Source organism: Bradyrhizobium sp. T-1 (genome assembly GCF_053592855.1).
On record NZ_CM132115.1, the window covers coordinates 117,728 to 144,436 of the forward strand.

General features: G+C 64.3%; 25 protein-coding genes and 1 tRNA gene. 5 read left to right on the forward strand and 21 right to left on the reverse strand.

Annotation, left to right across the window (positions count from 1 at the left end):
• Nucleotides 1-44: 44 nt before the first annotated feature.
• On the forward strand, nt 45-1,217 hold the full coding sequence (locus ACWAT4_RS00535) for an MFS transporter (RefSeq protein WP_212301980.1): 1,173 nt from the start codon (nt 45-47) through the stop codon (nt 1,215-1,217).
• A 258-nt stretch (nt 1,218-1,475) separates the two neighbouring features.
• Here the strand turns inward: ACWAT4_RS00535 and ACWAT4_RS00540 are convergent, their stop codons facing one another.
• From ACWAT4_RS00540 to ACWAT4_RS00575, 8 genes are all read right to left on the reverse strand, one after another.
• Nucleotides 1,476-2,678: a sterol desaturase family protein gene (locus ACWAT4_RS00540; RefSeq protein ID WP_449729577.1), complete on the reverse strand. Its 1,203-nt coding sequence runs from the start codon at nt 2,676-2,678 to the stop codon at nt 1,476-1,478.
• Nucleotides 2,679-3,117: 439 nt separating this feature from the next.
• The gene (locus ACWAT4_RS00545) at nt 3,118-3,771 is read right to left on the reverse strand and encodes a nitroreductase family protein (protein ID WP_449729578.1); all 654 of its coding nucleotides are present in this window, start codon (nt 3,769-3,771) and stop codon (nt 3,118-3,120) included.
• A 99-nt stretch (nt 3,772-3,870) separates the two neighbouring features.
• The gene (locus ACWAT4_RS00550) at nt 3,871-4,788 is read right to left on the reverse strand and encodes an NADP-dependent oxidoreductase (protein WP_449729579.1); all 918 of its coding nucleotides are present in this window, start codon (nt 4,786-4,788) and stop codon (nt 3,871-3,873) included.
• A 49-nt stretch (nt 4,789-4,837) separates the two neighbouring features.
• Nucleotides 4,838-5,254 (reverse strand): SPW repeat domain-containing protein, encoded by a 417-nt coding sequence (locus ACWAT4_RS00555; RefSeq protein ID WP_349630169.1) that lies wholly within the window; start codon nt 5,252-5,254, stop codon nt 4,838-4,840.
• A gap of 128 nt (nt 5,255-5,382) precedes the next feature.
• Nucleotides 5,383-6,315 (reverse strand): AraC family transcriptional regulator, encoded by a 933-nt coding sequence (locus tag ACWAT4_RS00560; protein ID WP_212445549.1) that lies wholly within the window; start codon nt 6,313-6,315, stop codon nt 5,383-5,385.
• A gap of 161 nt (nt 6,316-6,476) precedes the next feature.
• Complete coding sequence (locus tag ACWAT4_RS00565; protein ID WP_449729580.1) at nt 6,477-8,015, reverse strand: AMP-binding protein; 1,539 nt, start codon at nt 8,013-8,015, stop codon at nt 6,477-6,479.
• A 106-nt stretch (nt 8,016-8,121) separates the two neighbouring features.
• The gene (locus tag ACWAT4_RS00570; RefSeq protein ID WP_212301975.1) at nt 8,122-9,252 is read right to left on the reverse strand and encodes a DUF5938 domain-containing protein; all 1,131 of its coding nucleotides are present in this window, start codon (nt 9,250-9,252) and stop codon (nt 8,122-8,124) included.
• Between the two features lie 39 nt (nt 9,253-9,291).
• Nucleotides 9,292-10,095: an SDR family NAD(P)-dependent oxidoreductase gene (locus tag ACWAT4_RS00575; protein WP_212301974.1), complete on the reverse strand. Its 804-nt coding sequence runs from the start codon at nt 10,093-10,095 to the stop codon at nt 9,292-9,294.
• A 280-nt stretch (nt 10,096-10,375) separates the two neighbouring features.
• Between ACWAT4_RS00575 and ACWAT4_RS00580 the strand changes: the two genes are divergently transcribed.
• Entirely contained in the window at nt 10,376-11,014 is a 639-nt protein-coding gene (locus ACWAT4_RS00580) for a TetR/AcrR family transcriptional regulator (RefSeq protein WP_449729581.1), read from the forward strand.
• Nucleotides 11,015-11,054: 40 nt separating this feature from the next.
• Here ACWAT4_RS00580 and ACWAT4_RS00585 read toward each other — a convergent pair whose 3' ends face one another.
• The 9 genes from ACWAT4_RS00585 to ACWAT4_RS00625 form a co-directional block, all read right to left on the reverse strand.
• Entirely contained in the window at nt 11,055-11,531 is a 477-nt protein-coding gene (locus ACWAT4_RS00585; protein ID WP_449729582.1) for a hypothetical protein, read from the reverse strand.
• A 370-nt stretch (nt 11,532-11,901) separates the two neighbouring features.
• The gene (ptsN, locus tag ACWAT4_RS00590; protein WP_008141251.1) at nt 11,902-12,363 is read right to left on the reverse strand and encodes a PTS IIA-like nitrogen regulatory protein PtsN; all 462 of its coding nucleotides are present in this window, start codon (nt 12,361-12,363) and stop codon (nt 11,902-11,904) included.
• Between the two features lie 212 nt (nt 12,364-12,575).
• A complete protein-coding gene (gene hpf / locus ACWAT4_RS00595) occupies nt 12,576-13,175 on the reverse strand; it encodes a ribosome hibernation-promoting factor, HPF/YfiA family (RefSeq protein WP_212301971.1) in 600 nt (199 codons plus the stop codon).
• 84 nt (nt 13,176-13,259) lie between these two features.
• On the reverse strand, nt 13,260-14,900 hold the full coding sequence (gene rpoN, locus ACWAT4_RS00600) for an RNA polymerase factor sigma-54 (protein ID WP_449729583.1): 1,641 nt from the start codon (nt 14,898-14,900) through the stop codon (nt 13,260-13,262).
• Nucleotides 14,901-14,990: 90 nt separating this feature from the next.
• Nucleotides 14,991-15,992 (reverse strand): LPS export ABC transporter ATP-binding protein, encoded by a 1,002-nt coding sequence (lptB, locus tag ACWAT4_RS00605; RefSeq protein WP_449729584.1) that lies wholly within the window; start codon nt 15,990-15,992, stop codon nt 14,991-14,993.
• Between the two features lie 222 nt (nt 15,993-16,214).
• Nucleotides 16,215-16,946 carry an LptA/OstA family protein gene (locus ACWAT4_RS00610; protein WP_212301968.1) on the reverse strand — a complete coding sequence of 244 codons (732 nt, stop codon included), beginning with the start codon at nt 16,944-16,946 and terminating at the stop codon, nt 16,215-16,217.
• A gap of 5 nt (nt 16,947-16,951) precedes the next feature.
• On the reverse strand, nt 16,952-17,680 hold the full coding sequence (gene lptC, locus ACWAT4_RS00615) for an LPS export ABC transporter periplasmic protein LptC (RefSeq protein WP_449729585.1): 729 nt from the start codon (nt 17,678-17,680) through the stop codon (nt 16,952-16,954).
• Nucleotides 17,681-17,824: 144 nt separating this feature from the next.
• A complete protein-coding gene (locus tag ACWAT4_RS00620; protein ID WP_212301966.1) occupies nt 17,825-18,439 on the reverse strand; it encodes a ribonuclease D in 615 nt (204 codons plus the stop codon).
• Nucleotides 18,440-18,558: 119 nt separating this feature from the next.
• The gene (locus ACWAT4_RS00625; protein ID WP_449729586.1) at nt 18,559-19,884 is read right to left on the reverse strand and encodes a UbiA family prenyltransferase; all 1,326 of its coding nucleotides are present in this window, start codon (nt 19,882-19,884) and stop codon (nt 18,559-18,561) included.
• A 256-nt stretch (nt 19,885-20,140) separates the two neighbouring features.
• Here ACWAT4_RS00625 and ACWAT4_RS00630 point away from each other — a divergent pair, with 256 nt between their 5' ends.
• On the forward strand, nt 20,141-21,412 hold the full coding sequence (locus ACWAT4_RS00630) for an MFS transporter (protein ID WP_449729587.1): 1,272 nt from the start codon (nt 20,141-20,143) through the stop codon (nt 21,410-21,412).
• Nucleotides 21,413-21,522: 110 nt separating this feature from the next.
• Here the strand turns inward: ACWAT4_RS00630 and ACWAT4_RS00635 are convergent.
• Nucleotides 21,523-21,609, reverse strand: a tRNA-Leu gene (locus tag ACWAT4_RS00635).
• Between the two features lie 160 nt (nt 21,610-21,769).
• Between ACWAT4_RS00635 and ACWAT4_RS00640 the strand changes: the two genes are divergently transcribed.
• On the forward strand, nt 21,770-22,735 hold the full coding sequence (locus tag ACWAT4_RS00640) for a complex I NDUFA9 subunit family protein (protein WP_449729588.1): 966 nt from the start codon (nt 21,770-21,772) through the stop codon (nt 22,733-22,735).
• 91 nt (nt 22,736-22,826) lie between these two features.
• On the opposite strand, the gene ACWAT4_RS00645 is transcribed toward ACWAT4_RS00640, so the two are convergent.
• The 3 genes from ACWAT4_RS00645 to ACWAT4_RS00655 form a co-directional block, all read right to left on the reverse strand.
• Nucleotides 22,827-23,567: an SDR family oxidoreductase gene (locus ACWAT4_RS00645; RefSeq protein ID WP_449729589.1), complete on the reverse strand. Its 741-nt coding sequence runs from the start codon at nt 23,565-23,567 to the stop codon at nt 22,827-22,829.
• A 3-nt stretch (nt 23,568-23,570) separates the two neighbouring features.
• Entirely contained in the window at nt 23,571-24,896 is a 1,326-nt protein-coding gene (locus ACWAT4_RS00650; RefSeq protein ID WP_449729590.1) for an FAD-binding oxidoreductase, read from the reverse strand.
• Between the two features lie 87 nt (nt 24,897-24,983).
• On the reverse strand, nt 24,984-25,790 hold the full coding sequence (locus ACWAT4_RS00655) for an undecaprenyl-diphosphate phosphatase (protein ID WP_212424207.1): 807 nt from the start codon (nt 25,788-25,790) through the stop codon (nt 24,984-24,986).
• A gap of 168 nt (nt 25,791-25,958) precedes the next feature.
• Here ACWAT4_RS00655 and ACWAT4_RS00660 point away from each other — a divergent pair, with 168 nt between their 5' ends.
• On the forward strand, nt 25,959-26,651 hold the full coding sequence (locus tag ACWAT4_RS00660) for a glutathione S-transferase family protein (protein ID WP_212301955.1): 693 nt from the start codon (nt 25,959-25,961) through the stop codon (nt 26,649-26,651).
• The last annotated feature ends 58 nt before the right edge of the window (nt 26,652-26,709 follow it).

The window sequence follows — 26,709 nt, forward strand, 5'->3', positions numbered from 1 at the left end:
GACGTGACACTGGCCGGATGCAATCGTCGGATCCGGAGACCCCCTTGGAATCGAAATGGCGAATTCTAGCGCTGCTTTTCATGGCGCGCTGCACCATGGGCATGCAGTTCGAAAGCGTCGGAGCGCTCGGCCCGCTGCTTCGAGCGGAGGGCCTCGATTATGCCCGGCTCGGCATCCTCGTCGGCGCCTATCTGGCGCCCAGCGTCCTGGTTGCGCTTCCTGGAGGAATAGTGGTCCAAAGGCTCGGCGAACGAACTACGCTTCTCCTGTGCGCGGCGCTGATGTTCGCCGGCGCCGTCGTCGATCTGTCGAGCGACTGGAGCGCGCGCCTGCTGGCCAGAGTCATCGCGGGCACGGGCGGCGTGGTGTTTACCATCGCTGGCACCAAGATGATCGCCGATATATTCGCTGGTAGGCAGTTCGGCCTTGCGATGGCGGCTCTCGCCGGCTCGTGGCCGTGCGGGATAGCGCTGGCGTTGATCGCGTTGCCGCCGATCGCCGACAAGTTCGGGCTGATCGGGGCGTCGGTAGCACTGGTGATCCTGACCCTGATGGCGCTAATCCTATTGTTCGCGCTGCCGAAGCAGGCGCGACCGAGCGCGCCGTTGTCCGCGGCCTTCCCAAGCGCGGCCGTCGCGGCCGCGGTGGCCATTGCAGGCTTCGTCGGTGGCATCGCCAACGCCACGTTCGCCAATGCGTTTGCGTTCGGTCCGTTGCTTCTGACCGAGCGGGGCTATACCGCCGAGGTCGCCGCCTCTCACGTCAGCGTCGCGCTGTGGGTCACCATCGCGGCCATCCCTGTCGGCGGCGCGCTTGCGATCCGGCGAGGCCCCGGCATCTGGATCGCCGCCGCATCCCTGCTGCTCGCCGCGATCGGGATGGCAGCCGTTCCGGTGTCCGACCACGACGTTCTCATCTTCGCAGGACTGGGGCTGGTGGCCGGCCTATCCGGGGCGACGTTCGCCAGCCTGCCGTCATGGGCGCTTCCCGCCCAGGCGCGCGCGGTCGGAATGGGAATCTTCTTCTCCGCGTTCTACGGGAGCATGCTGGCATTGCCGCCGATCGCGGGCGTCTTCGCGCACCGCGCCGGCGGTGCGGGCATCGCCTTCGACGTCGCTGCGGTCGCTCTTTTTGTCGCCATGCCGCTGCTCGGGGGCTTCGCCGCGCTGGTTTCCGCGCCCCGGTCGGCTCCGGCGGTCGAGGAAGGCGCGGCCTAAGGGCCGCGTTCAATCGGGCACCGCCTCAATCACGAATATGCCGGTCCCCGGCGAAGCTTACGCCCATCATGGCGCAGACGATCCGGGCCTCTCTTCCCTCAGGACCCGGCCGACGATCCCTTCGGCGAGTTCGCCCGCTTCGACCTGAAACGTGACGGGCTCGACCTTCTCAGGCACGGCGCCGGCGCTTGCCGTCCTTCCGGAGAACGAGCCCGGTTCGCCGCGACGCGCCTGGGTTTCGTTCCGGCCTCCGATCGGTCAGGCCGCCGCCGGGGCGGGCCGTCGCTCGCGGCGAAGCACGAGCAACCAGATTCCGGCCGCGAGCGCGCCCGCTGTCGCGACGGCGCGGGCCGCCGTCGGCAGCGGCAGGCCGAACCAGTCCGGCAACACCATCGAGGCCAGCGCGAGCGCGCCCAGTCGCGCCGTTTCGGCGGCGAAGGCGATCCGACTTCCTTCCATGACGCCGCCGATGGTCACGCATGAAACTAAGATGACAATGGAATAGGTGACAGAGACCTGCACCGGAAAGGCTTCGAAGCCGGAAAGGAAATGCAGAAGCATCACCATCGTGAGCGTATACTGGACCGCGCCGTAGGCGGCGACCGCCCGCGGCGTCTCGGGGTCGTAACGACGCACGACCGACGGGTCGATCGGTTCCGGCGCCTGCATCCGTCCGAACCAGACGGCTAACTTGCCGGCGAGCCCGCGAGCTGCGCGGGTCTGCCGGATCAGATCCGCGTACACCTGAAGGTTGCTCCAGAGCGGGTTCAGGCTCCGCAGCGGTTTGCGGACTCCGTAGGCGATCTTTTCGCCGTCGCGCTCGTCGACGAAGGTGCCGAACATCCGGTCCCAGAGGACGAAGATCCCGCCGTAGTTCCTGTCGATGCAGTAGTCGTTCTGACCGTGATGCACGCGATGGTTCGACGGAGTGACCAGGATGCGGTCGAGCACGCCGAGCCGGCCGATGAGCTCGGTGTGGACCCAATACTGGTACAGCAGATCGACCAGCCCGACGATGAGGTACATCACCGGCGGAACGCCCAGCACGGCCATCGGCAGGTGAAAGATCCAGGTGAACAGCCCGGCGGTCGCGGGCTGCCGCAACGCGGTCGAAAGGTTGAAATATTCCGAGGAATGATGGACCACATGGCTGCCCCAGAGCACGGGAATCTCGTGGCTGAAGCGGTGGTACCAGTAGTGAGAGAAGTCGTAGAGCACCAACGCAGCGACCCAGGGCAGGACGCTGTCGCGGCTCCATTCGAAGAGGTGGAAGGCCTGATAGACCGCGACATAGAGGGCGACGTCGATGAGCTTGGCGAAGCCGCCGATGGCCTGGCTCAGTACGCCGTGATGCAGGCTCGTGATGGCGTCGGGTACGTCGTATACCCCGCGACGCCCCATCCGCCACGCGATCGCCGCCTCGACGAGGATCGTGACCATGAAGACCGGAATCGCGAACATAAGGATTTTCACGCGGCGCCTCCCCTATTCCCTCACGGCGGAGCCATCGATGGCCGTCGCGGGAGGGTATGGTGGACGGGCGGATTCCGTCAATCCTTGGCGCATCGATCCTTAGCGTATCGATCCTTGGCGTATCGATCCTTGGAAGCGCCAAGGATCGGGCAACCGAATGGCATGAGGAGACGTCCTGGCGAGGACGGGGCGCCGCGGGAACGTCCGCTCGATGTTGCAATTTGAACTTCACCCGCGCGGTGGCCGGCACTTCGGCACCCAGGTGATCAGCGAGGCGGCTGTCGAACGGCTGCTTGCCAGCGGTCGCGTCGAGATCGTCGGCTCAAAGGTGAGACTGAAAACAGCTACAGTAACAGCGCACTCAATTGACTCACTCGGCCAATGTGCACTGTCACCGCAACTCATCTGCTAAGACCAGACTCCTCGACTATGCGAGTTCCAGCACATCGGCCACCGGACGGCGCGGCTTCTGCGGCCAGTTTCCCGCACGCACCGGCCCCACGGACAACAGCATGACTGGCACTTCGTCCTCGGCCAATCCGAACTCGCGATGCACCGCTTCGGCATCGAAACCGATCATCGGCGTCGAACCCAGGCCCAGCGAGCCGGCCGCATAAACCATCGCCGCCGCGCCGAAGGTGCCGGAGCGTACTGCTTCGTCGCGTTGGCGCTGCGGGTACTCCATATACAGATCGCGTGCGGGGATTTCCCAATCCGGCACCATCTTTGCCGGCATGATGCCCGCTTCCACCAACGGTGCCAGGCGCCCTGGTATTACGCTGGCATCGGCCAACTGGCCGCAGACGATAAAGGTAACGGCTGCTTCGGTGATCGCGGGCTGATCCCAGGCAATCGGACGCAACCGAGCCTTGGCTTCAGGCGTACGCACGGCGATGAAGCGCCAGTTCTGCAGGTGGAAGGACGTCGGCGCGGTGGTGCCGATTCGCACCAACTCGCGGATTTGGTCGTCGCTCAAGGTGGCAGCGGGATCGTAGTACTTGGCAGCGCTGCGCGCCAGGATGCATTCGATGACAGCGTTGGTCATGGTGATTCCGTCGTTCGTGGGGATTCCGTCGGTCATGGCGATTCCTGTGGGTGAAGGATAGGTTGAAGTACGGAAGTGTTTTCATTGCATGGGGTGCGAGCCAGCCGGCTGCGTGGATCAATCGGCGTGCGTCGCTCAGGGACGAACGCGGATGATCGTCTTCCCGCTGATCCGCTTGGTCGGATTGAGAGCGGCGACGGCTTCGTTGAGGATCGCCACGGTGCCGATGTTCGTGCGCAGTCGTCCGTCACGCACCCGCTGGACGATCTCACTCAGCTGGGCGCGATCAGACTCGACAACGAAGTCGACTGCGAGGCCGTCGGCGGGCCGTGCCTCGCATGGCCCAACGACGCACACCAGCGTTCCTCCGGCTCGAACCAGACGCGCGGATCGCTTCCCGATGTCGCCGCCGATGAGATCGAACACCAAATCGACGCCACCGACGTCTTCCAAGGCGTCGTTCTCGAGGTCGACGAATTCCTGCGCGCCGAAGTCCAGCGCCTTCTGACGGTCGGCGACGCGTCCGGTGCCGATGAGGTAGGCACCGGCCTCGCGTGCGAGCTGGATCACCATCGAACCGACTGCGCCGGCCGCGCCGTGCACCAGGACGCTCTGCCCCGCCCGAAGGCGGCCGTGCTGGAACAGTCCCTGCCATGCGGTGAGGCCCGAGATCGGCAGACTCGCGCCGACCGTGAAGTCGACGTCGCCCGGGAGCGGCGCGAGGTTGCGTGCCTCCATGGCCACATACTCCGCCAGTGTGCCGTCGCGATACCAGTCGGCGAGGCCGAACACGCGCTGTCCCACCGACAGCCCTGTCGTTCCGTAGCCGAGAGCGGTGACCACTCCGGCCAGCTCGTGCCCAAGGATCGACGGTGTTCGATCCCGGTTGAGGCGATCGGTCCAGGTCGAGGGCCACTCCAGCTCAGTCGGGACGAATCCCGACGCATGGATCTGAACGACGACGTCGTTTATCGCTGCGCGCGGGGCAGGTCGCTCCGCCAGCTTCATCCCGGCCATTCCCGCACCCTGGTCCGTTACTACGATTGCCTTCATGGTCATTCGCTCCTGAGTCATTTGCCTCTTTGCTGGAAGCAGGTGGACTTCAAGCGCTTGGGGTCCGCATCGGCATCGCGTCAGACCTCTGCAGGCAGAGCACCACCAACAGCGCCCCGCCGTTTGCCCAGTAGTACCAGGCGTCAAGACCGCTAAAGCCGAGGACGAACGGCACCGTCACGAAGATGATGCCGACGAGAGCATCAACGGCGACATGAAATGAGAACGGGATAATCCGGACGACGCCCGTCCTGTGATTCGTAAAGAACGTCAGAATGACCGCTGCCACGCCGGTGACGACAGCGATCCATTTTGCCGAGGGATTTGAGCCGCCGAGTCCGAGCACGAAGGGCAACGCGATCAAGCTCGCCGCAACGGGATAGTCCAGGTAAGCGTGCATCGTCTTGGTGACGAACCTGGGATCGAAGTGAGTAGAGGGGTGGGTGGCTTGTTGAGTGATTTGCACGATCGACTCCTTTGATGTGAGTGGCGACTGTTCGCAACACCACTCACCTAGGATCGTGCAGGAGGCAGGAGCAAGACACGCGAACAAAGTACGGACTGTCTGCAAGACAGTTGGGACGATATGCAAACCTATGACGATTCAAGACCACGAGTATCGGTCGGAGGAATTCCAAAGCGTTGGGAAAATGCCCGCGCAAAGGCGGCCGCCGATTGGTATCCGGCCTGCGCTGCAACTTCTTTCACGCTTGCTTTGGAACTGCCGAGCCTGGCCAAAGCTTTTTGCAATCTCCATTCCGTGACATAAGCCATGGGCGCAACACCGACGAGTTCCGCAAATCGCTCCGCGAAGCGGCTCCTCGACATGCCGCTTGCTTTTGCGAGCGTTTCCACGGTCCACGGATCGCCGGGCGTTCTGTGCACCAGTTCAAGGGCGCGACCGATATGACGATCCGTCATGGCGGTCATGACGTTGGCCAGTGGCGGATGACCTTCGACGCTTGCCCGCACAGCCTCGATAAAGAAAACTTCCGACAGACGCGCGATCGAAGCGGCGGCACCGGCCTCGTCACTCAGTGCTCGCCGCGCAACCAAGCGAAGTGACTCGTCAAGCAGCGGGTAGCGACTGCGGTCGGCCTGAGTTATCAGGATTACTTCGGGCAATGCGCCAAGCAGCGGATGATCGGCGCCTTGCGCAAAGCCCAGATGACCACAAACCATTTGCGTCGCGGCTTGAGGGTCACTCTTGCCAATCACAAACGCGCCTCTGCCATCGTAACCCGATTCTTGGATCACGCGTTCAAGCGGTGCCGGCGCCCGGCCGAGACGATCGGCAAGGACGTGCTCCCGACCGCGGGGAATCAATACGACATCGCCTGGTTCAAGAACGACGTTGCTGCCGGATGGGAGGCTCACATGGCAGCATCCCTGGATCACAAAATGGAACCGGGCGGCCTGCTCATATTCCGGAACGGTAATGGCCCAGGGTGGCGAATAGTCTGTACGGAAGTAAAGCGTTCCTTTGAGCCTGATGGTCTCAAAGACATCACTCAAAATGTCGAACATACGGGCCATCTCGTCCAGCTAGAGACCCCGCACCCACGTTAAATGATAGCAGACTTCGCCTCGCATGTCGCCGATGGTCAGAAGTCGTAATGCTCTTATCAAACGTAGGATTTCTGCTTGCCACCGAAATCCGACATCGGCCGCCTTGATGAGGACACGGCCTAGTCGCCTGAGCGCTCCGCCAGCCGCGCGCGGATGTCGGGCTTCAGCACCTTGCCGACCTTGGAGCGCGGCAGGTCGTCCCAGACTTCGATCTGCTTCGGTGTCTTGACGCTGCCGATCCGCTGCTTGACGAAGGCCGCCAGCGCCGTCGCATTGACGCTCTGGCCGGCGCGCGGCTGCACCACGGCAACGATCCGCTCACCCCATTTCGCGTCCGGAAGGCCGATCACGGCGCAATCCTGCACCGCCTCATGCGCCCGCAGCGCGTTCTCGACCTCGATCGAGTAGACGTTGAACCCGCCGGTGATGATCATGTCCTTGGCGCGATCGACGATATAGAGGAAGCCGTCGTCGTCGAGGTAGCCGATGTCGCCGGTGTGGTGCCAGCCATGCGCGGAGGCCTCCGCCGTGGCCTCGGGATTCTTGTAATAGCCCTCCATCACCAGCGAACCGCGGACCACGATCTCGCCGCGTGCGCCTGATGGCAGCAGATTGCCGTCGCCATCCATGATGCCGGCCTGCACCAGCGGACTGATCCGCCCGGCCGAGGCGAGGCGCTCCATCGCAATGGAGCCGTCGGCATTGTAATGCTCGCCGGGTGCCATCATCGAGATCATCATCGGCGCCTCGGTCTGACCGAACAACTGCGCCATCGGCCCGATACGCCGCAGCGCCTCCGCAAGCCGCGCGGACGAGATCGGCGCTGCGCCATACCAGAAGCATTGCAGAGACCCGAGCTTCGCGGAGTCGAGCTTCGGATGATCGAGCAGCATGTAGATCACGGTCGGCGGCAGGAAGGTGTGCGTGACACGATAGCGCTCGATCAGATCGAGGAATTCGGCGATGTCGGGGTGATGCATGATCACGATGCGGCCGCCGAGCGCCATGATCGGGAAACACAGCACGCCGGCGGCGTGGGTCAGCGGCGCGAGCGCGAGATAGACCGGGCGGCCCTTGAAGGGATAGCCCATCAGCGTCAGCGCCGTCATGGTCTCGATGTTGCGGCCCGAAAGCATGACCCCCTTTGGCTTGCCGGTGGTGCCGCCGGTGCCGGGAATCATCGCGAGATCGTCGACCGTCGCGCGTTGATAGGGACCGTCGGCGAGGCCGGCGAGCCAACTGTCGAACGAGGGCGCGAAGGGCAACTCGGCATCGAGGCAGACGAGCACGCGCAGCTTCGGCAGATCTGCACGCACCGCCTCGACCATCGGCGCGAAGCTGGAATGAAACAGCAGCAGGCTGCAGTCGAACTGGTCGAGGATAAGCCGGTTTTCGGCCGCCTCGTTGCGCGGATTGATCGGGCACCAGACCAATCCGGCGCGGGAAATGCCGAACACGCAGGCAAACGCGACCGGATCGTTGCCGGAGAGAATTGCAATCTTCTCGCCGGGCGCGATGCCCGATCGGTCCAGCCCGCGCGCGACGCGGTAGCTCAACTGCTGGACCTCGCGATAGCTGAGATCGCGCCCGTCCATGGTCAGGCACGGCGCATCGGCGCCGAGCGAGGCGCCTTTGTCGAGATAGTCGATGAAGCGCATGGTCGCCCCCAGAGTATCGTGAGGTTGGTTCGACGCGCGTCGCGGCGAAGGTCCGCCTCTCCCCGATGGGGAGAGGTGAAGAGCGATCGCCGTCGCAGCGCGCCTCCTAATCGTGCACGGTCAGAACAGGCTTGCTGACCAGACCGAAGCTGCGCAATTGCCCGAGCAGCTCGTGATGGCCGAACGCCTGGCAGCCGGAGGCGAAGCCCACGCGCTTGGGCGGCTGCTGCAGCAGGTGCGCAGCCGCATAGGCCTGCAACATGCCGGTCTGCTTGTAGTTGCTGTTGCCGTTGATGACGCAATGCGCGCGCCCCAGCGGGCCGGAGGCGTGCACCGAATCCATCGACTTGTTGACGCGCGGGTTCTCGCGCGGCGGCATGGTGTTCATCACACCGGCGGCGGTCTGCGCCAACGCGGCGTAGCGGTCGTCGGGGTTCATGTCCTTGGTCGCCTCCAGCGCGGCGGCGACGATCTGCGGTACGCCCAGCATCAGCGCGCGGTTGAACACGCCGCCCAGCACCTTCACGTTGGCCACGCGCGGATCGCGCTTGAACCACACCGGGTGCGAAGTGCCGCCCCAAGGCAGCGCCAGCGCCAGCTCATGCTGGCCGGGAATGGCGAGGTTGGTGAGGCCGGCATCGGGCTGATGCTCGACGTACTTGTTCTGCTCCAGATAGTAGGCCTTGGCCATCGCGGCATTGACCAGGATGGTCTGCGTCGAGGCGATGGTCGGGCTGCCGCCCCAGAACACGGCGATATCAAGCGTATCGAGGCCGGGCGTCTCCAGGCACAGCTGAGCGGCAATCTCGCCGGTGGTGTACATCTGTGCGATGCCCGGCGCCAGCAAGAGCCCGGCATTGGCGAACTTCGTGCCCCACTCCTGCTCGAGCGTGATCAGCCAGTCCTGCTCGCCTGTCGTGTCGGTGTAGTGGCATCGGGACGCCCAACAGGCCTGCACCACCTCGCCGCCGAACTTGGCGAAGGGGCCCACGGTGTTGAGCACCACCGAGGCGCCGTTGAACAGCTCGGTCAGTGCGCTCACGGTGTGGGGCACTTCCACCACCTCGTAATCGGCAGTCTCGATGCCGGCTACGTTCGCCTTCATCGCGGCGTTGAGCTTCTCGGCGCTGCGGCCGGCGGCGATGAAGGGGATGTTGTATTCGCGCAAATATTCGCAGACCAGCCGGCCGGTGTAGCCGGACGCGCCATAGACGATGACGGGCTTCTTCCCACTCATAGCGTATCCTCCCAATTGTTTGTTGTCTGCGGTTGCAGCTCACATGCCCATGCCGCCATCGACCGGCAGTCCGATGCCGGTGATGAAGCGCGCTTCGTTCGAGCAAAGGAACACCGCGGCATCGCCGATGTCCGTGACCTCGGCGAGACGGCCGAGCGGGGTTTGCTCCACCACCGAGCCGACCGCGGCGTTGACGTCTGCCGCGAGCCCGACCTTGACGATGTCGTTGGCGAGCTGCATGCCCATGTCGGTCGGGATCAGGCCCGGATAGATGCAGTTGACGCGCACGCCGAAGCCGAGCTTGCCGGCCTCCATCGCTCCGACCCGCGTCATGCGGTCGACCGCGGATTTGGTGCCCGAATAGACCGCGATGCTCGGGAAGGCGATCGTCGCCGCGACAGAGGCGATGTTGACGACAGCGCCGCCCTTGCCGGCCGGGCCGCCCGGGCGCATCGCGCGGAAGGCGTGCTTCATGCCGAGCACGGTGCCGACGATATTGACGTCGCACATCCGCCGCGCGTCCTCGGCCTTGACCTCCGAGATCAGCGACGTGATCTCGATGCCGGCATTGTTGATCAGGATGTCGTAGCCGCCGAGGGTTGCGACCGTCGCGGCAACGGCCTGCTCCCATTGCGCGTCGTCGGTGACGTCGAGCTTGACGAAGCCCGTCGCGACATCGTCCTTCGCGATGGCGGCTGCGCTGGCACGGCCGGCCTCCTCCAGGATGTCGGCGATCATGATCGAGGCGCCGGCTCGCGCCAGCGCCTGCGCGATGGCCGCGCCGATCCCGCGGGCACCGCCGGTGACCAGGGCTTTCCTGCCTGCAAGGCTCTTCCCACTCATGACGCACTCCTCCGTTGCTGGTGATCGATTCGTGCTGCGCCGATCGGCGCGCACCAGGTCGATGGGCGCGGGCCTTTCGGCGGCACCCAGCGAAGCGTTCCTCCATGGTCGGACGTCTTGACGACTGTCCAAATTCTTGGTTGCGAACCTCCGCCAGAATCTTGACGCTTGTCAAGAACGAATTTGACAGTTGTCAAAGGAAGTGGTTGTGAGGGGATGGAGCATTCCGCGGCGGGCGCGGTATAAGTCGTTGAAAGAACGGGACTGAGGAAGGGACGCGATGGCGCGGCAGGTGACGGGAGCGGCCCGGCGTGTGGCTGATGCGGCCGAGGTGCTGCGCGACGAGAAGTTCAACGCACGGCGCATCGAGCTTGCCGAGGCCGCGCTCGAAACGCTTGGAGAGCTCGGCTTCGCCCGCACCAGCCTGCGCGAAATCGCGCAGAACTCGGCGTTCACGCACGGCGTGTTCCACTATTATTTCAGCGACAAGCTCGACCTGATCTGCTGCTGCGTGCGCCACTACAAGGCGAGGTGCGTGACGCGATATGACGAGGTCGTCGCGACCGCCACGAGCCGCGACGAATTGACGGAGGGCTTCCTCGCCAAGCTCGCGGCAACGCTGCAGAACGAAGCCCGCATGCACCGGCTCTGGTACGATTTGCGCTCGCAGGCGATGTTCGAGGCGGCGTTTCGCAAGGACGTGCTCGAGATCGACAAGAGCCTGGAAGCGATGATCTGGCGCATCGCCTTCCGCTATGCCGAGCTCGGCGGCAAGCGGCCGGCGTCGTCGCCAGCCGCGCTCTATGCGCTGTTCGACGGTCTATTCCAGAGTGCGCTGCTCAGGCACCTCGCGGGTGACAAGACGGCTGTCCCCGAACTGCTCGAGGAAGTCCGGCGCCTGCTGCCGACGGTCTGCTGACACGCGCGAGCGGCGCCATGACGGCCTCCGATGCGTCCCGTCACTGGTTCGGATCGACGAGCTCCCCTCTCAGCGCGCAGTCGATTGACATGGATTGCACCGTGGCCGTGACGACGTCCAGAAAGGGCCATCTTGATTGGCCGATGAGCCAGTTGGGATCGACGTCTATGCTCGTGTGGTAGAAGCCGTCGACATCAGCCGTGGGAGCTGCCGGAAGCGGGAGCTTGAGGTGCCGCGTCAGCGGATTGATGCCATTGGGCCCCGTCCCGATCCGGAAATAGGCATCGGTCGGGCGGGACTGGTTCGTCGCGACACTGCACATCACCTTCTGGACCAGCAGCAATTTGTCGGATGGCAATTGTGAAAAAACGAGTCGGCAAGACGTGACAGACGCGCAGGACGCGGTCGCGGCCGTGTCATCGTAATACGTGCCGAAGCGCGTGGCGGCGGCGTGGCCTGGTGTCATCGAAAGCAGCACCGCACCCGTGGCAAGCGCTGAAGCAAGGCGAATAGACATGATCATCCCTCTCAAAAATGAAGGAGAAATTGGCGACGGTGCAGAACGCATTTTCGACCCCCAAAGGAGGAAGGAGATGCCGCATCTTCGGTGCTGTTTGAGGGTGCGTGTGTAGCCTTGTCCGGATGCGCCGCGCATCAACCGAACGGTTGAGATCGCTATCGTCAGCCTCGTTTCAGACCTCGCCCCGCTTAGAAGAATCGCCGGCGCTCTCCTCGTCATTGCGAGGCACCGGGTCCGCGCGAAGCGCGGTCCGATGACAGGCTCCGCGAAGCAATCCAATCTTCACGCGGAGATAGTCGGGATTGCTTCGTCGCTTCGCTCCTCGCAATGACGGCGTTGAGAGAGCTACGCGCTCAAGATCGAGCGCTTATGCCGCAGTCGCCGGCGGCAGCGCGAGCACCGAATAGATCGCCTGGGCATCGCGCGAGGCGCGGAGCTTCTTGGCGATGTCCTGGTCGCGCAGGAGACGGGCAATGCGGGCGAGCGCCTTCAGGTGATCGGCGCCGGCGCCTTCGGGCGCGAGCAGCAGGAAGACGAGATCAACGGGCTGGCCGTCCATCGCCTCGAAATCGATCGGGCGATCGAGCCGGGCAAACAGGCCAAAAATCTTTTCAAGCTTAGGCAGCTTGCCGTGGGGAATGGCGACGCCATAGCCGACCGCGGTGGTGCCGAGCTTCTCGCGCTGGAGCAGCACCTCGAACACCGAGCGTTCGTTCTGGCCGGTCAGCTCGGCGGCCTTGGCCGCGAGCTCCTGAAGCGCCTGCTTCTTGCTGTTGACCTTCAATGCCGGGAGAATCGCCTCGGGTGCGACCAGATCGGTAATCGGCATGGAAGTGGTTCCGAGGTGAATTAAACCGTCAGGTTCCGAATTGACCGGCTCGATCAGATCGAGCCTGGCCGGCGTCAAGAAGGTGAAGCAGGAGGCGCACTTAGCCCCGATCCTGATGTGGGGCGCTTCTACTCCAACGCAATCCCGGTGCCAACTCCCGCGTACTGCTTTGTCCCGGTCATTGTTAAGACCTGTGGTTGATACGGGGGACCTTAATCGCTCGATTTGGTGCCCGGGGGGTCGATCCAGCCGACATTGCCGTCAGCCCGGCGGTAGATGATGTTCACCCGGCCCGAGGAGCCATGCTGGAATACCAGGCAGGGTGCCCCGCTGAGGTCGAGTTCCATGACCGCTTCGCTGACCGAAAGCTGCTTCAGCGACGTCGTCGCCTCGGCGATGATCACTGGGCTGTAGCCGGTGACCTCGTCCTCGTCGTCCCCCTCGCCCGGCGCCTCCAGCACGTAAGCCGTGGCGTCGAGGGCGGCGAGCGCTGCGGAGGCAACATGGGCCTTGCGGGCCGAGCGGTCCTTGAGCCGGCTCTTGTAGCGCTTGAGCCGCTTCTCGATCATGATCAGCGCCTGGTCGGCGCTGGCATAGGCGTCCTGCGCGTTCGAATCGGCTTCCAGGGTAATGCCTGAATCGAGATGCAGCGCACAGTCGGTGCGGAAACCGAAGCCGTCCTTGCTGAGCGTGATGTGGCCGGAATAATTGCCGTCGAAATATTTACGCAGGACCTCTTCGGTCCGGTCGGTTACGCGGCCGCGAAGGGCCTCACCGACGCTAACGCTCTTACCCGAGATCCGAAGAGTCATGTGATGCCTCGCTTGGTTCAATTGGCCCAGCTTGGATCGGTCGCGATGGGGAGGTGAGAGTAGCGCGATTTCGCGCCAGCGCAATCAGGCCGGTTCGGGGTTGCGGGAGCGGTCGGACATTGCGGTGGAAAGGACGTTACCAAGAGCGCTCTGCTTATCGCGACGGCGTTGCACCGAGGACGGAATGCGCATGGCTTCGCGGTACTTCGCGACCGTGCGGCGGGCAATATCAATGCCCGAGGCGCGTAAGCGTTCCACGATGGTATCATCCGACAGGATCGCGGACGGCGCTTCCGAATCGATCAGCTGCTTGATGTGGTGACGCACGGCCTCCGCCGAGTGCGCCTCGCCGCCGTCGGCCGAGGCGATCGAGGCGGTGAAGAAATATTTCAACTCGAATGTGCCGCGATTTGTCGCCATGTATTTGTTGGCGGTGACGCGCGACACCGTCGATTCATGCATCTGGATGGCGTCGGCCACGGCTTTCAGATTCAGCGGCCGCAAATGTGCGACACCATGGGTGAAGAAGCCGTCCTGCTGGCGCACGATCTCGGTCGCGACCTTCAGGATGGTGCGGGCGCGCTGGTCCAGGGCGCGCACCAGCCAGGTCGCGTTCTGCAGCGCGTCGGTGAAATAGGATTTGTCGCCGTCCTTGCCGATCTTCTTCGACAGCTCGGAATAGTAGGTCTGGTTCACCAGCACACGCGGCAAGGTGTCACTGTTGAGCTCGACATGCCAGCCGCCATCCGGACCCGGGCGGACATAGACGTCGGGCACCATGGTCTGCAGGCGCGCCGAGCCGAACTTCATGCCGGGCTTGGGATTGAGCCGGCGGATCTCGCCGATCATGTCGGCGATGTCCTCGTCGTCGACGCCGCAGAGCTTGCGAAGGCTCGCGATGTCACGCTTGGCGAGGAGATCGAGATGCTCGACCAGGGCCTGCATCGCGGGATCGTAGCGGTCGAGCTCGCGGAGCTGGATCGCCAGGCATTCGCTCAAATTGCGCGCGCAGACGCCGGGCGGATCGAATTTTTGCAGCACGGCAAGAACGTCCTCGACGTCCTGTTGCGTTGCGCCAAGGCGCTCGGCCGCCTGGCCGAGATCCGGCGGCAGATAACCGGCCTCATCGACGAGGTCGATCAAATACTGGCCGATCATGCGCTGCGCCGCGCCGGTGAAGGCGACCGAGAGCTGCTCGGCAAGATGGTCACTGAGCGTGGTTTCCGCGGCGACGAAGGCTTCGAGATTGTAGTCCTCGTCACCGGAGGCACCGCCGCCCCATTCGGTATAGGTGGTCGGCGCGGCATCCTGGGCATTGCGTGCCGCAGTCTCGGCCGGCTCCTCGGAGAAGACATTGTCCAGGCCCGTGTCCAGGGTCTGCTCAATCTCGGCGCGGGTGCCGAGATCCTTGCTCATCCATTCTTCCTGGCCGGGCTCGAAGGCATCGCCGCTGCCGCCAAAACCGTCAGCGTCGCCCTGACCGTCGCCCTGGCTGCCTGAATCTTCGCCATCATGGTCACTGAACGCGCCGGCCTCGGCCGGGGCCTCGCCACCGCCGGCCTCGTCATTGGCCCGCTCCAGCAGGGGATTGCGCTCGAGCTCCTCCTCCACGAAGGTCGTGAGATCGAGATTGGACAATTGCAGCAGCTTGATCGCCTGCATCAGCTGCGGCGTCATGACCAGCGACTGCGATTGCCGGAACTCTAATCTCTGCGAAAGCGCCATCTAACAAGAACCGTTCCCGAAAATTGGTCCGATTCTTGCTTATCTCAGTCCCGGCGCGATGTACACGCCTTGACGAATTGGAAAAAAGGGCTACAGGCGGAATTCCTCGCCAAGGTAAAGGCGGCGAACATCGGGATCGGCGACGATCTCGTCCGGGCTCCCCTCCGTCAGGATCTCACCGGCATAGACGATATAGGCGCGATCGGTGAGGCCGAGCGTCTCGCGAACATTGTGGTCGGTGATCAAGACGCCGATGCCGCGGTTGGTGAGATGGCGGACCAGGTCCTGAATGTCGCCGACCGCGATCGGATCGATGCCCGCGAAGGGCTCGTCGAGCAGCATGTAGTTCGGACGCGTTGCCAGCGCGCGCGCAATCTCGACGCGGCGGCGCTCGCCGCCGGACAGCGCGATCGACGGCGATTTTCTGAGGCGCGTGATGTTGAATTCGTCGAGCAGGGCGTCGAGCTGCTGCTCGCGCTTCTTGCGTGAGGGCTCCACCACTTCGAGCACGGCGCGGATGTTCTGCTCGACGGTGAGGCCGCGGAAAATCGAGGCTTCCTGCGGCAGATAGCCGATGCCGAGCCGCGCGCGCTGATACATCGGCAGCTGGGTGACGTCGTGGCCGTCGAGCTCGATCGCGCCGCGATCGGCCTTGATCAGGCCGGTGATCATGTAGAACACCGTGGTCTTGCCGGCACCGTTCGGACCAAGCAGGCCGACCGCTTCGCCGCGGCGGACATAGATGCTGACGCCGCGCACGACCTGGCGGCTGCCGAAGGCTTTTTCCACGCTATGCACAGCCAGGAAGCCCGGCCGCCGCAACAGCTGCGGTCCGCCCGTGCCGTTGGACTTTGCCGCGGGTCTGGCTTGGGGCGGCTGGGCCGGCGCCGGCCGCGGCCGTGGCGGCGCCTCGACGCCATAGGGGTCCGTGGCCTGCATGGGCTGCTCACGGGCCATCGGCGGCGAATCCCGCACCGGGCTCGTCACCAGGCCGCCGATGCTGTCACCGAGCGCGGTGATGTCCTGACGGGCAAATCCTGGCCGGCCGCGCTTGGCGGGGCGCCGACGGAACATGCTGAAGAGATCGACCATCCCCGCCTTCTAGCCTTTCGCGTGCTCGCGCGATCTGCCGCCCCGGCTTTTCGCTTCGCCGACGCAGCATGAGTGAAGGGATGTCTCATGCCCAGTGAAACACGCCCGAAAAGCGGCGGACCCCGCTTCGAAAGCCCTGCGCGCTAAATACAGTCTCACCGGGCAAGCTTCAACCTCGGATCGGCTGCATCGGGGCCAAGCCATTGAAGTTACTTTTAGAATTTACTTTTGCTTTCCTGAGCCGGGCAACTGCATAGGCGAGCCCGCGCCGGGAGCGACGGGCGTTCCGCATTTGCCGTTCGCGCCGCCCTGGGTCTGGACGAACAGCCCCTGCACCTTGCCGCTGTCGGATTCCACCCGCGAGACGCCGGTGGTCATGTCGACCATGAGGCGGTCGCCGCGCAGCACGTTCTGGCACTGCGTCAGCACCACGCCGCCGAGCATGGTGATGAGGTTGGTCTTGGTGTCGAACACGGCGGTTTCGCCGGTCACCACCTGGTCCTTCTGGGTGACGACGACATTGCCGCGCGCTTCCAGCCGCTTGATCGAGGAGGCGCCGCCCGGGCCCGGTGTCGCCGATTGCATCGGCGCGCCCTTCTGGCCCTTTGCGGACGCGGATGGGGCCGGCGCTGCCTGCGGCGCGGCCTGCTTGTCGCTGCTCGATTCGTAAAACACCACCAGCGTCTTCGAGGTCATGGTGGTGTCGCCCTGCACCACCTTCACATTGCCCGAGAAGGTCGCTTCCTTCTTCTTGTCGCGCATCTCGAGCGAGGCGGCCTCGATCTGGATCGGTTGATCGCGGTTCTGCGAAAAGCCCTGCATCGCATTGGGCACGCCTTGCATCGTGCTTTGTGCGACGGCTGCACCCATCGCCATCAGCGCGCCGCCGGCAAGTGCGGCGGCTGCGACGATGGCGCGACGCTTGCGGTCGTTGCGCGGAAAAATGCTGACCATGAAAATCACTTTGAGTTCGCAGACTTGTTTCTGGACTTCGCCGGCGCCGGCGGCGGCGCGGGCTGCTCGACCGGAGCGGGCGCGGCGTCATCCGTGCTGATCTTGTCCAGATGCATCACGACATTGCCTTCGAAGCGAATGACGTCACCGCCTTCCGTAATGCGCAGGCGGTCGGCGGTCAGCGTGCCGTTGGTCAGCTTGACGTCGACATGATCGTCGGACGACACCGTGCCCTTGTTCATGTCGACGAAAGCCGAGTTCAGCCGCGCCTCATAGCCGGTCGAGGTGCGCAGGAAGATATCCTTGTGCAAATCGAGCTGCTGCTGCTTGTTGTCGAAGCGGCCGGTGCGGGCATCGAGCAGCAGGGTCGATTTGTCCTCCATCAACACCTTCGCGCGCAGATCATTGAGGTCGACATGATCGGGGTCGGTGATGTCCTGCGTCGCGGTCTTGGCCCAGAGCTCGTAGGGGCGTTGATCCGGCGTGAAGCCGGAGAGGTGCGGCGATTCCATCGTGATCTTGGTGCCTGTGACCACGAGATTTCCGGAGTCGAGCTTGATGGGGATCTTGTAGGGATTGAGGAAGGTCGAGACGGCGACGATCGCGGCCATGGATGCGGCCACCGTCGCCGGCACTGCGATGCGCAGAATCCGCACCAGGCGGCTATGGCGCGCCGCGCTGGCAAACTTCGCCGCAAGCGCGGCGTCGTAGGTTGGATTCTGGGCCGAATTCACCTGAGCTCCCGAGGTGTCGCTCGCCTGGTCCGGTTAGCAGGGGCGCCATTGTACCCGGCACCACCACAATATGCAGCCCGCGACAGGCCGCATGAAAGTGTCCGAAACGGGGCGATCCCCCGAGCCTAGCCGGCGGTCGAGGACTCAGGAATGCGCGAAAATGTCCTCTTCCGCCCAGCCCTGGAGATCGAGCAGGGCGCGGGTCGGCAGGAAATCGAAACAGGCCTTGGCCAGTGCGGTGCGGCCCTCCCGGACCAGCATGGCGTCGAGGCGCTCGCGCAAGCCGTGCAGATGCAGCACGTCGGAGGCGGCGTAGGCGAGCTGCGGCTCGGTCAGGCTGTCGGAACCCCAGTCGCTGGATTGCTGCTGCTTGGAGAGGTCGACATTGAGCACCTCGCGCACGAGGTCCTTGAGGCCGTGGCGGTCGGTATAGGTGCGGGTCAGGCGCGAGGCGATCTTGGTGCAGTAGATCGGGCCGGTCATCACGCCGAAGGTCTGGTACAGCACCGCGACGTCGAACCGGGCGAAATGGAAGATTTTCGTGTTGGCGGGGTTGGCGAGCAGGGCCTTCAGGTTGGGCGCGTCGGTGTGGCCCTTGGGGATCTGCACCACGTCGGCGCTGCCGTCGCCGGGCGAGAGCTGGACCACGCAGAGCCGGTCGCGGTGCGGATTCAGCCCCATTGTCTCGGTGTCGATAGCCACCGCGCCGGTGTAGCGGGAGAGATCAGGCAGGTCGCCGCGATGCAGGCGTACGGTCATGGCGTTTCAAACCCTCAATCGAATCGGTCGCGTCGTCATCATAGGCCAGTCGGATGGTCCGCGATGTATCCACTGCGGACCGGCGGCGCAAGCGCGGAGACGGGCAAGATAGGCTCGTGTCAGATCGCCGCCAGCATGATGCAGACCATCGCCGCCACGGTGGTGCGGCTGGCGCCGTCCCGGAACGCATAGATGATGGGATCGTCAGGCATCTCGCGGCGATGCGCGATCATCAGGGCCCGGCCGAACCAGTAGAGCAGCAGGGGCGCGAGCAGCCAGAGCATCCAGGGACGGCTGTAGAGCGGCGTCACCGCAGAGGACGACACATAGAGTGCAAACACGGTGACCGCATTCATGGCGCTCGCCGCCGCCATCGCGGCGATGATGTGCAGATCGCTGATACGGTAGTCGCGGTTGGAGGGATCGGAAAGGCCTTCGCCCTGACGCATGCTGAGCTCGCTGAAGCGCTTGATCAGCGCGAGCGAGGTGAACACGAACAGCGAGAACACCATCAGCCATTCCGACAGCACGACGCCGGCCGCGACCGCGCCTGCGACGATGCGTAAGGAATAGAGGCCGGCGAGCGTGACGACGTCGACCAGCATCTTGCGCTTGAGCACGAGCGAATAGGCGATGGTGGTGGCGAGATAGGCGGCGAGCACGCCGAGGAACAGCGGCGAGATGCAGAGGCTGGCGGCGACGGCAAAGGTCCACAGGACCGGGATTGCCGATAGCGCGGACGAGATCGGCAAATCGCCCGCCGCGAGCGCGCGATGGCGCTTGGTCGGATGCTGGCGATCGGCGGCGAGATCGAGCAGGTCGTTCATCAGATAGGCGCCCGACGCGCAGGCCGAGAACGCCAGGAACGCCAGCAGTGTGATGCCGAGCGTCGCAACATTCATTTGATGCGCGGTGATCGCGGGCACGAACAGCAGCGTGTTCTTGGCATATTGATAGAGCCGCAGCGCCTTGGCCCAGGTCTTGAGACTGGCGCGGCCGTGGCTGACGCGATCGATGCGTTCGATCGAAGCGCGATCGAACGGCAGATTGCCGCCCGCGGCGAGATCGAGGGGCGTAACGACGCCGTCAAAACCGAGATGCGCGGCGATGCCTGCGGCATGTCCGGCGAAGCGACCCGTGACCAGATAAATCTTCGCGCCCCGCGCCCGCGCCGCCAGCGCCTGGTTCAGCACGCCGGAATCGTAGGGCAGGTGGGCATAGTCGAGCTCGGCGCGCGCCAGGATATCCGTGAGCGCGGCCATGCCTGCACGTCCGCCCGCGCCGAAACGGGCCAGCATGCGGGCGGGGCTGGAGAACAGCGCTTCCAGCAGCAATTCCGAGCGCAGCAGCGCGCCCTCGAGATCGATGACGAGCGTGCGGCCCGGCGCCGGGACAGAATCCGGCGCCGCCTCACTCCGATCATAATGCCAGACGGGCTGCTCCATCCGAAACGCTCTGACTGACCGCGATACGGCCGGCCCATGGACTGGTGGCTTCGCGGGAAAGGGACGGCCGCGAGCCTAGGGGGCATTGGCTAAGGGCGGCTTAACCCCGGCTGGAGGCGGGCGAGTCGCCAGCCTGTTGCAGGGATCCCACAATCCGGCGCGCGCTGGATATACCAGCGAAACCTGGGCCCTCCCCTGGTGGAAATCGACCCGTCCCACCCTATCTCAGCCCGGCCCCCATCACGCCTCAGGTACCATGACAGACCAGACGCTCGCCGCGCCGATCGACGATCAGCAGGAACGCCAGCGCGGCTTTTCGCGCTACCAGTCACTCCTCGTGGCGCTGCTCGCGTTCGCTCAGTTCACGATCATTCTCGATTTCATCATCATGTCGCCGCTCGGCGCCATCCTGATGCCCTCGCTCGACATCACCGCCGGGCAATTCGGCGTCGCGGTGTCGGCCTATGCTTTCAGCGCGGGACTTTCGGGCATTTTGGCCGCCGGCTTTGCCGACCGGTTCGACCGCAAGCGGCTGCTGCTGTTCTTCTATGTCGGCTTCACGCTCGGGACCGCGCTCTGCGCGGTCGCGCAAGATTACCATGTGCTGCTGCTCGGCCGGATCGTGACCGGCCTGTTCGGCGGCGTGATCGGCTCGATCGTGCTGGCCATCATCACCGATTTGTTTCCGCTGCACTTGCGCGGCCGCGTGATGGGGTTCGTCCAGACCGCCTTTGCCGCGAGCCAGGTGCTCGGCATTCCCGCGGGGCTGTTTCTCGCCAATCACTGGAACTGGCACGTCTGTTTCGCCGCGATCGTGGGCCTCGCGATCGTGACCATCGCCATCATCGCCTTCGCCATGGAGCCGGTCGATGCGCATTTGAAGCTGAAGCAGGACAAGAACCCGTTTCACCATCTGGTCGCGACCGTCTTCGAGCCGCGCTACACGCTGGCCTTCGGCGTCACGACATTGCTGGCGACGGGCGGCTACATGCTGATGCCGTTCTCCAGCGCCTTCACCGTCAACAATATCGGCATCGACATCGTGCATCTGCCGACGATCTATCTCGTCTCCGGCCTGTTCAGCATCGTCACGGGGCCGCTGGTCGGCCGCGCCAGCGACGCGTTCGGCAAATACCCGACCTTCGTGTTCGGCTGCGCCATGACCGTTCTCATGGTGCTGATCTACACCCATCTCGGCCACGTCTCGCTGGTGACCGCGATCACCGTCAACGTGCTGCTGTTCGTCGGCATCTTCTCGCGCATGATCCCGTCGCAGGCGCTGATGTCGGCGATCCCCGATTCCACCCAGCGCGGCTCGTTCAGCGCGGTCAGCGCCTCGCTCCAGCAGCTCTCCGGAGGGCTCGGCTCGGTGCTCGCGGCCGCGATCATCTCGCAGCAACCCGATGGTTCGCTGCTGCATTTCGAGCGGATCGGCTACGTCGTCGTCACGACGACGGTCATCACGCTGGTCGCGATGTATTTCGTGCAGAAATCGGTGGCGGAGCGGACGGGGAAAAGGGTGGTGTGAGGGGGACGCGGATTGGTCCCAGAGGGTTTCCGCGGCGTCGATCCCAGGATCGCCGTCCGGCTAGCTCCAATGATTGGAAGCACCCCTCATTGGGACCAAATCCCGCAAAATGGTGCCCAGGAAAGGACTCGAACCTTCACGGCCGTTAAGCCACTGGCACCTGAAGCCAGCGCGTCTACCAATTCCACCACCTGGGCATGCCGTTTGGGGCACGGAGGCGGTTACTACGGTTCGGTGACGCCGTTGTCAATTCATGCTTGTCCCGGGTTTGGCGATGCGGATTGCGCATTGCAAACGGGGCCGATACAAGCCTGATAACACGCGACTCTTCGCAAGAACGGACCCAGGATAGCTCCCATGGCATCGAATCTGGAAACTCTCGTCACAGTTTTCGGCGGATCGGGGTTTTTGGGCCGGAATGTCGTCCGCACGCTATGCCGGCGGGATTACCGGGTCCGGGTCGCGGTGCGGCGGCCGGAACTAGCCGGATACCTTCAGCCCTCCGGCAAGGTCGGCCAGGTCCACACCATTCAGGCGAACTTGCGCTATCCGGCCTCGGTCGAGGCGGCGGTGCGTGATTCGCATGTCGTGATCAACCTGGTCGGGATCCTCTCCGAGGGCGGGGCCCAGACGTTCGACGCCGTCCAGGCCAAGGGCGCCGAAACCGTTGCCAAGGCGGCTGCCGCCGTCGGCGCAAGGCTGATCCACGTCTCGGCGATTGGCGCCGATGCCGAATCCCCCTCGCGCTACGCCAAGGCCAAGGCGGCCGGCGAGGCCGCGGTGAGCGCGGCCGTACCGTCGGCCACGATCTTCCGTCCCTCCGTGATGTTCGGCCCCGAGGACCAGTTCACCAACCGCTTTGCGGCGCTGGCGCGGTTGTCGCCGGTGCTGCCGCTGATCGGCGGTGAGACCAAGATGCAGCCGGTCTATGTCGGCGACGTCGCCACCGCAATTGCGGATGCCGTCGACGGCAAGGCCAAGGCGGGCGCGACCTATGAGCTCGGCGGGCCCGAAGTGCTGACCATGCGCGAGATCATCGAGGCCATCGTCGAGATAGCCGACCGCAAGCCGATGCTGGTGCCGCTGTCGTTCGGCCTTGCCCGCCTCAAGGCCGCCTTCCTGCAATTCGCCCCGGGCGCATTCAAGCTGACGCCGGACCAGGTGACGCTGCTCGAGCGCGACAATGTCGTGTCGGATGCGGCGAAGGCTGCGGGCCTGACGCTGGAAGGCCTCGGCATCACGGCCGATTCGCTGGAAGCGATCGCCCCGCAATATCTCTGGCGCTTCCGCCCGCAGGGCCAGTTCCAGCGCAAGAGCGCGTAGGGACCGACTAATCTCAATCTCCGCCGCGGCGGCGGTGCGCTCCCTCGCCCCGTTCTTACGGGGAGAGGTAAAACGGTGCGCTCCACGACTCTTAAAACTTCAGCTTCTTGAACACCGCTTCCGGCAGCGCCTTGATGATCAGCATCACCAGACGCCATTTGCCGCTGACATAGACGACGTCGGTCTTTTTCTCGACGGCGGCAAGGATCGCATCGCCGACGACGGGTGCGTCGACGGTGAGCGGGCCGATCAGCTTCATGCCTTCCGTCATCTTGGTGCGGACGAAACCGGGTTTGACGGTGACGACGTGCACGCCGCCGCGGCTGGCGCGGGCGCGCAATCCCGACAGGAACGCGGTGAATCCGGCCTTCGCCGAGCCGTAGACATAGTTCGAGGCGCGGCCGCGATCGCCGGCCACCGACGACACGCCGACGATCGTGCCGTTGCCGCGGCCTAGAAACTTTTCGGCGAACAGGCCGAGGATCAGCGACGGGCCCTCATAGTTCGAACGCATGATCGTGGCGGCCTGCGCGAGATCGCTCTCGGCATCTTGCTGCACGCCCAGAAGGCCGACGATCGAGACGACGACGTCGGGCAACGCGGGAAGGCCAGCGACAAAGCCATCGAACGAGGCGGTGTCGAGCACATCGAACCTTTGCGTGCTCGCTTCGATCGCGTAGCGCGCGCGCAAGTCCGCCGCGTCAGGCTCGAGCGCGGCGGCATCGCGGCCGGCAAGAGCGACATCGTATCCCGCCTTGGCAAAGGCGCGCGCCGCAGCGCGGCCGATATCGGAAGAGCCACCGAGCACCAGAACGGACTTGCGTGACGTCACGGCTTAAACCTCATCGAACAGGCGTTGTGAAAGCTTTGAGCGGATGTTGCCGGCGGGATCGAGCGCTTTGCGGATCGCGTTGAAGCGCGACAGCGCGGAATAGCCGGCCTCGAAGGTCGCACGCGACTGGCGCGCGTCCTTGGCGAGATAAAGCCGGCCGCCGGCGGCGACGACAAGGCGGTCGATCTCGTCGAGGAAATTAAGGATGTCACCCTTCACCGGGAAATCCAGCGCCAGCGTGTAGCCGGGCAGCGGAAACGACAGCAGGCCGTCGCCATGGCCGAGCTTCTTCAACACCGCGAGGAACGACGCATCACCGCGCTTCGAGACGCGATCGAGGATGTCGCCGAGCACGTCGCGTGCGCCGGCTTGCGGAATTACGCATTGATGCTGGAGGAAGCCGCGCCGTCCATAGATGCGGTTCCAGTCTTTGATGCTGTCGAGCGGAAAGAAGTACGGATAGAGCGAGACCACATGATCGCCGCCGGCGCGCCGCGCGCCCATGCGGTAGTAGAGCTCGTTGAAGGCGCGAATGCTGTAGCGATTGAGCGTCATCGACGGCAGGTCGATCGGGACCGCGAGCCCGGGATTCTTGCCGGCGGGAAATCGATCGTCGCCGTCGGCGACCTCATCGATGCGCGCGTGCTCACCGAGATAGATCAGCGAGCGGCCGAGGTCGCGCCCGCGCGCCACGCAATCGATCCACGCCACCGAATAGGTCGCGGAACAGCTCGCCTCGAGCGCGCGCATCGCGGCATCGAGATCGGACGCGGAGATCACCCGCTCGCGGATCCAGCCGGTCTCGACGGAGCGCAGCCGCATCGTGGCTTCGAGGATGACTCCGGTGAGGCCCATACCGCCGACAGTCGCGAAGAAGGCATCGGAATTCTGTTCGCGCGAGATCTCGATGGTCTCGCCTTGTCCGGTGCGCAGCAGGATGCTGTCGACATAGCGGCCAAAACCGCCCTCGCCATGATGGTTCTTGCCGTGCACGTCGGCGGCAATTGCGCCACCGACCGAGACGAAGCGCGTGCCCGGCACGACGAACGGCAGGAAGCCGCGCGGGCCAAAGGTGGCGATGAGGTCCGACAGCAGCACGCCGGCTTCGAGCCGGATGCATCCGGTCGCCGGATCGAACGACCTGACCCGGTCGAACCCGGTCATGGCGATGGTCCTGGCAGAGCCGATCGCGGCATCGCCATAGGCACGGCCGTTGCCCCGCGCCACGGAACCGGTGACCACGGCTTCGCCCACGGCCTCGAACGAGCGCGGCCGCAGCACTTCGCTATCGACGACAGGGAAGCGCCCCCAGCCGCTGACGAGGGTCATCGTTCAGCTCCGCCTGCGGGCCACCCCGCTTTCGGAAACTGCCTAGCGGCTAAAAGCTGATATTGCGTTGAGGCGCGCTCGCAAAGGTTAACGGCCGAGCGCCAGCGCGATCAGGCCGAGCGTGCCGACGATGACGCGCCACCAAGCAAACACCACGAAACCGTGGCGAGTGACGTAGCCGAGGAACGCCTTCACCACGATGACCGCGGTGATGAACGACACCACGAAACCGATCGCGACGATGCCCATGTGGTCCATCGTCATCTCGGAGCGGTTCTTGTAGAAATCATAGGCGAACGCGCCGATCATGGTGGGGATGGCGAGGAAGAACGAGAACTCCGCCGCCGCCCGCTTGTCGGCGCCCAGAAGCATCGCAGCGACGATACTGGCCCCGGAACGCGACACACCCGGGATCATAGCGACGCACTGGGCGATGCCGATATAGAGATACATCAGCAGCGGAAACTTGGTGGCGTCATGCTCGCGCGGCTTGAGATCGAGCCTGTCGACCCAGAGCAGGATGGCGCCGCCGACGATCAGCGTGAAGCAGACGACCCAGGGATTGAACAGCACGCTCTTGATGTATTTGCCGGCAACCAGGCCGACGACGACAGCGGGCAGGAACGCGACCAGCACACCGATCACGAAGCGGCGCGCATAGGCGTCGCCCGTGAACATGCCGATCGCGACGTCCCACAGCTTCTTGAAATACAGCCCGACGATCGCGAGAATCGCACCCAACTGGATCAGAACCGTAAACGAATCCCAGAAAGCACCCTCGCCGAGGCCGAAGAAACGCTCCGCAAGCAGCAGGTGGCCGGTCGAGGAAACGGGAAGGAACTCGGTCACACCCTCGATGATGCCGAGGATCACTGCCCGTATTGCATCTGACATATTTACGGTCCATTTCGGCTGGAAAAGCGGGGCTCTTCTCGCCTATTCGTCCCCATGCCGCAATCGCTAAATGCGAAATCACGGGTTGTCTCGCGGTTTTGAAGGACTAGTGTGGCGCCGCACAAACATTGATGGATTCTTAAGCACCATCAAATAGTCAAAGGCTTCATGTTTACGCTGTTTCATCATCCGTTCTGTCCGCATTCGCGCTTCATCCGCCTGATCGCGGGCGAATACGGGCTCGAACTGAAGCTGGTCGAAGAGCGCAGCTGGGAACGGCGCGAGGCGTTTCTGCTGCTCAACGCGGCCGGCACGACGCCTGTCCTGGTGGACGACGAACAGCCGCCGATTCCGGGCGCGGCCATCATCTCCGAATATATCGACGAGGCCTATGGCGCCGAGATGGGCCCCAAGCGCCTGATGCCGGAGACGATCGCCGAACGCGTCGAGGTGCGCCGGCTGATGGCCTGGTTCAACGAAAAGTTCTTCGAAGAAGTCTCCCATCCGCTCGTCACCGAGCGCATCTACAAGCGCTTCATGAGCGAGGACAATGGCGGCGGCCCCCCGTCGCCCGACGTGATGCGCGCCGCCAAGGCCAACGTGCGCTATCATCTCGCCTATATCGGCTGGCTGGCGCAGACGCGTAACTTCCTCGCCGGCGACCGGCCCACTTACGCGGATCTCGCCGCCGCGGCGCATCTCTCGGCGATCGACTATCTGGGCGACGTGCCATGGAGCGAGGACGACGCAGCAAAGGCGTGGTACGCGCGGGTGAAATCCCGCCCGTCGTTCCGCCCGCTGCTGAGCGAATGGCTGGCGGGCGTGCCGGCGTCGCGGACCTACGTGGACCTGGATTTCTGATGAAGATCGTCGTGCCCGGGCTTGTCCCGGGCATCCACGTTCTTCCAGCTTATGGGAA

Excerpts from the sequence above, each read along its gene's own strand:
- ACWAT4_RS00650 (WP_449729590.1), bottom strand. The coding sequence starts at position 24,896 with ATGACCCTCGTCAGCGGCTGGGGGCGCTTCCCTGTCGTCGATAGCGAA.
- ACWAT4_RS00625 (WP_449729586.1), bottom strand. The coding sequence starts at position 19,884 with ATGGAGCAGCCCGTCTGGCATTATGATCGGAGTGAGGCGGCGCCGGAT.
- rpoN (WP_449729583.1), bottom strand. The coding sequence starts at position 14,900 with ATGGCGCTTTCGCAGAGATTAGAGTTCCGGCAATCGCAGTCGCTGGTC.
- lptB (WP_449729584.1), bottom strand. The coding sequence starts at position 15,992 with ATGGTCGATCTCTTCAGCATGTTCCGTCGGCGCCCCGCCAAGCGCGGC.
- ACWAT4_RS00565 (WP_449729580.1), bottom strand. The coding sequence starts at position 8,015 with ATGCGCTTCATCGACTATCTCGACAAAGGCGCCTCGCTCGGCGCCGAT.
- ACWAT4_RS00580 (WP_449729581.1), top strand. The coding sequence starts at position 10,376 with ATGGCGCGGCAGGTGACGGGAGCGGCCCGGCGTGTGGCTGATGCGGCC.
- ptsN (WP_008141251.1), bottom strand. The coding sequence starts at position 12,363 with ATGCCGATTACCGATCTGGTCGCACCCGAGGCGATTCTCCCGGCATTG.
- ACWAT4_RS00655 (WP_212424207.1), bottom strand. The coding sequence starts at position 25,790 with ATGTCAGATGCAATACGGGCAGTGATCCTCGGCATCATCGAGGGTGTG.
- ACWAT4_RS00660 (WP_212301955.1), top strand. The coding sequence starts at position 25,959 with ATGTTTACGCTGTTTCATCATCCGTTCTGTCCGCATTCGCGCTTCATC.
- ACWAT4_RS00610 (WP_212301968.1), bottom strand. The coding sequence starts at position 16,946 with ATGGTCAGCATTTTTCCGCGCAACGACCGCAAGCGTCGCGCCATCGTC.
- hpf (WP_212301971.1), bottom strand. The coding sequence starts at position 13,175 with ATGACTCTTCGGATCTCGGGTAAGAGCGTTAGCGTCGGTGAGGCCCTT.
- ACWAT4_RS00630 (WP_449729587.1), top strand. The coding sequence starts at position 20,141 with ATGACAGACCAGACGCTCGCCGCGCCGATCGACGATCAGCAGGAACGC.
- ACWAT4_RS00585 (WP_449729582.1), bottom strand. The coding sequence starts at position 11,531 with ATGTCTATTCGCCTTGCTTCAGCGCTTGCCACGGGTGCGGTGCTGCTT.
- ACWAT4_RS00575 (WP_212301974.1), bottom strand. The coding sequence starts at position 10,095 with ATGAGTGGGAAGAGCCTTGCAGGCAGGAAAGCCCTGGTCACCGGCGGT.
- ACWAT4_RS00640 (WP_449729588.1), top strand. The coding sequence starts at position 21,770 with ATGGCATCGAATCTGGAAACTCTCGTCACAGTTTTCGGCGGATCGGGG.
- ACWAT4_RS00545 (WP_449729578.1), bottom strand. The coding sequence starts at position 3,771 with ATGACCGACGGAATCCCCACGAACGACGGAATCACCATGACCAACGCT.
- ACWAT4_RS00620 (WP_212301966.1), bottom strand. The coding sequence starts at position 18,439 with ATGACCGTACGCCTGCATCGCGGCGACCTGCCTGATCTCTCCCGCTAC.
- ACWAT4_RS00560 (WP_212445549.1), bottom strand. The coding sequence starts at position 6,315 with ATGTTCGACATTTTGAGTGATGTCTTTGAGACCATCAGGCTCAAAGGA.
- ACWAT4_RS00550 (WP_449729579.1), bottom strand. The coding sequence starts at position 4,788 with ATGAAGGCAATCGTAGTAACGGACCAGGGTGCGGGAATGGCCGGGATG.
- ACWAT4_RS00570 (WP_212301975.1), bottom strand. The coding sequence starts at position 9,252 with ATGAGTGGGAAGAAGCCCGTCATCGTCTATGGCGCGTCCGGCTACACC.
- ACWAT4_RS00540 (WP_449729577.1), bottom strand. The coding sequence starts at position 2,678 with ATGTTCGCGATTCCGGTCTTCATGGTCACGATCCTCGTCGAGGCGGCG.